This is a genomic window from Streptomyces sp. NPDC059037 (assembly GCF_042740015.1).
Classification (GTDB): Bacteria; Actinomycetota; Actinomycetes; order Streptomycetales; family Streptomycetaceae; genus Streptomyces.
The window spans coordinates 1-3,121 of record NZ_JBHYIG010000319.1; the positions used below are offsets into that span (position 1 = coordinate 1).

At 72.8% G+C, this 3,121-nt stretch carries 3 protein-coding genes; all 3 read left to right on the plus strand.

All coding sequences use genetic code 11. From position 1 onward, the window contains the following. The first annotated feature begins 160 nt into the window (after positions 1-160). The 3 genes from ACFWY6_RS39500 to ACFWY6_RS39510 all read left to right on the plus strand — a co-directional run bounded on the left by ACFWY6_RS39500 (position 161) and on the right by ACFWY6_RS39510 (position 3,005). Positions 161-715, plus strand: a complete 555-nt coding sequence (locus tag ACFWY6_RS39500; protein ID WP_384700942.1) for a Clp protease N-terminal domain-containing protein — start codon at positions 161-163, stop codon at positions 713-715. Positions 716-854: 139 nt separating this feature from the next. Continuing rightward, positions 855-1,877, plus strand: a complete 1,023-nt coding sequence (locus ACFWY6_RS39505) for a DMT family transporter (protein WP_384700945.1) — start codon at positions 855-857, stop codon at positions 1,875-1,877. Positions 1,878-2,036: 159 nt separating this feature from the next. After that, positions 2,037-3,005, plus strand: coding sequence for a DMT family transporter (locus ACFWY6_RS39510; RefSeq protein ID WP_384700948.1), 969 nt, complete (start codon positions 2,037-2,039; stop codon positions 3,003-3,005). Positions 3,006-3,121 lie beyond the last annotated feature (116 nt).

Sequence of the window (3,121 nt, forward strand, 5' to 3'; positions counted from 1 at the left end):
TTGCGGCGAACATCAAGGCGGCGCGCGCCCCTCGGGGAAGAACGACCAGATCTCATCCGTAAGGAGGAGAACCTACCCAGTCGTACCCAACCTGTGTCGGACGCGAAGATGCTTCCCGCCGCCGATGACTCCGCTTCCGGGGACTGATGGGGTGGGAGATGTGCAAAGCCGTACATCGCAGGGCGCCGAGCCCGGCCCGACCCGCGCAGACATCGAATCCCGGCTCAGCGTCGCGCTGTCGTCGGTGGTGGCCGGTGCGCGCCGGCGCGCGGTGCGTGACGGGGACCGGCAGATCGACACCGCGCACCTGCTGCACTCGCTTCTGGAGGCCGACCCCGATGTGCGGGCGGTCATCGGCGACGGCGGCCAGGTGGTGCGGCTGCTCGGCTATCTCGTGCAGCGCAGCATCGGGTACGGACTGCAGTGGCAGGGCACGGTGGAGGACTCCGGGGCCGTGCCGTTGGTGACCTCCGCCAAGGAGACGGTCCTGTCGCCGTCGGCGGCCACCGCCATGGAGGCGGCCATCGCGCGGGCGGACCTGCGCGGTGAGCCGCGTGCCGTCGGCGTGGACCTCATGGCGGCGCTCGTCGCTGATCCCGACTGCCGCGCGGTCGAGGTCCTGGGGCGGGCCGGCGCCGACGCGAAGGCGCTGTTGCGGCGGATCGAGGCGGCCGCGTCCAGTGGTGTGCCGGGGGACGGGTTCCTGGATCCGTAGGCGGAGAAGTCCGCCGAGATGTCCGTCGAGTCGTCCGCGGAGATTTCTGCCGAGATGCCCGCCGAGTCGTCTGCCGAGCCGTCCGCCGATTGAGACAGGGTCTATTGGGGGTGACGCTCATGACACGTCCTGCCATGATGTGCCGGTGCAAGCGTCTCAGGGGAATCAGACAGGCTCGCGAGCGAGCCAGGGAAGGGGCGTCGGCCTGGGGCTCGCCCTCGGCTCGGCGATCGCCTTCGGCGGATCGGGCGTCGCGGCCAAGCCGCTGATCGAGGCCGGCCTCGACCCGCTCCATGTGGTGTGGCTGCGGGTGGCCGGCGCCGCTCTCGTGATGCTGCCCGTCGCCTGGCGCCACCGCGCGCTGGTCCTGCGCAGGCCCGCGCTGCTCCTCGGCTTCGGCCTGCTCGCCGTGGCCGGCGTCCAGGCCTGCTACTTCGCGGCGATCTCCCGCATCCCCGTCGGCGTCGCGCTCCTGGTCGAATATCTGGCGCCCGCGCTGGTCCTCGGCTGGGTGCGGTTCGTGCAGCGGCGGCCCGTGACGCGCGCGGCCGCGGTCGGCGTGGTGCTCGCGGTCGGCGGGCTCGCCTGTGTCGTCGAGGTGTGGGCCGGGCTGAGCTTCGACGCCGTGGGCCTGCTGCTCGCCCTCGGTGCCGCGTGCTGCCAGGTCGGCTACTTCGTCCTGTCCGACCAGGGCAGCGACGCGGGGGACGAGGCGCCCGATCCGCTCGGCGTCATCGCGTACGGACTGCTCATCGGCGCCGCCGTGCTCACCGTCGTGGCCCGCCCGTGGGGCATGGACTGGTCGGTGCTCGCGGGCAGTGCGGACATGGACGGCTCTTCGGTCCCCGCGTGGGCCCTGATCGGCTGGATCGTGCTCGTCGCGACCGTCATCGCGTACGTCACCGGGGTGCTGTCGGTGCGCCGGCTCTCCCCGCAGGTGGCCGGCGTCGTGGCCTGCCTGGAGGCGGTCATCGCGACCGTCCTCGCCTGGGTCATGCTGGGCGAGCATCTTTCGGCGCCGCAGATCATCGGCGGTGCGGTGGTGCTCGCCGGGGCGTTCATCGCCCAGTCGTCCACGCCCGCCAAGCCCCGGCCAGAGCCTGCCGCGGGCGGGGTGCCGGACCCCGAAACGCAGTTGTCGTCGACCGGCAGCGCCACCTAGCTTGTGATCATGCATTCGAACGCGCTCGTTCTTCCGCCGCCCGCCGCTTAGGCGCGGGCACCTCCTGGATCACACCCGGCCGGTCGCCGGGTGGAGCGACGCTGCCCGCAGACGGAGATCAGGACCTTCTTTCTTTCTTCTTTCTGCGGAGAACTCGACGTGTCGAATGCTGTCTCCGGCCTGTCCGTCGGACGTGGCCTGTTCTATCTGATCGTCGCCGGTACGGCGTGGGGCACCGCGGGTGCCGCCGCCGCGCTGGTCTTCGACGCCAGTGACATGGGGCCGGTGAGTCTGTCCTTCTGGCGTTGCGTGGGCGGTTTCGCCCTGATGTCCGCGGTGCGTCTCGTGCGGTCGCGCCGCCGGTCCCTCTCGGCTTCGGGCGGCGTGCCGCTGCGCCGCAGGGCGCCCCGGATCGTGGTGACCGGGGTGGCCCTCGCCGTGTTCCAGACCGCCTACTTCGCGTCCGTCGAGTCGACAGGACTCGCGGTCGGCACGGTCGTCGCGATGGGGTCGGGTCCCGTGCTCATCGCACTGGGGGCGCGGGTCGCGTTGGGCGAGCGGCTCGGGCGCGGCGGGGTCGTCGCCGTGGCCGGGGCGCTGATCGGTCTGCTGGTGCTTGTGTTGGGCGGTGGCGGTGCCAGTGTGCGGATGCCGGGTGTCCTGTGGGGGCTTGCCTCGGCGGCCGCGTACGCCGCGATGACGCTCCTGACGCGGTGGTGGGGGCGGGGCGGCGGCGACTCGTCCGGCACGACCGTCTGGTCGTTCGCCGTGGTGGCCGTCTGCCTGCTGCCGCTCGCCGCGGTGGAGGGGCTTGTGCCGCACACCGCCGAGCCCGCGCGCATGGGCCTCTATCTGCTGTACATCGCGGCGATCCCTACGGCGGTCGCCTACGCGCTCTACTTCGCCGGTGCCGCGGTCGTGCGGTCCGCGACCGTCTCCGTGATCACGCTGCTCGAGCCGTTGAGCGCCGCGGTGATCGCCGTTGTCCTGCTGGGCGAGGAGCTGACCGTGCCTACCGTCGTCGGGACGCTGCTGATGCTGGGTGCGGTGACCGGGCTCGCGGTTGCGGAGGCTCGGGGGGCGGTGGTGGCTCGGCGGGAGGCGGGGCTCGCGCCGGAACCGGTCTGAACGCGGCGAGGGGCGCGGGCGGGGTGGGCCCGCCCCTCGCAGTCGGTGTTAACCGTCGGCGCGGGCGGGGGGCGTGCGCCGCCCGCTCATGGGTGCCCCCCCGCCCCGCGCGGGCC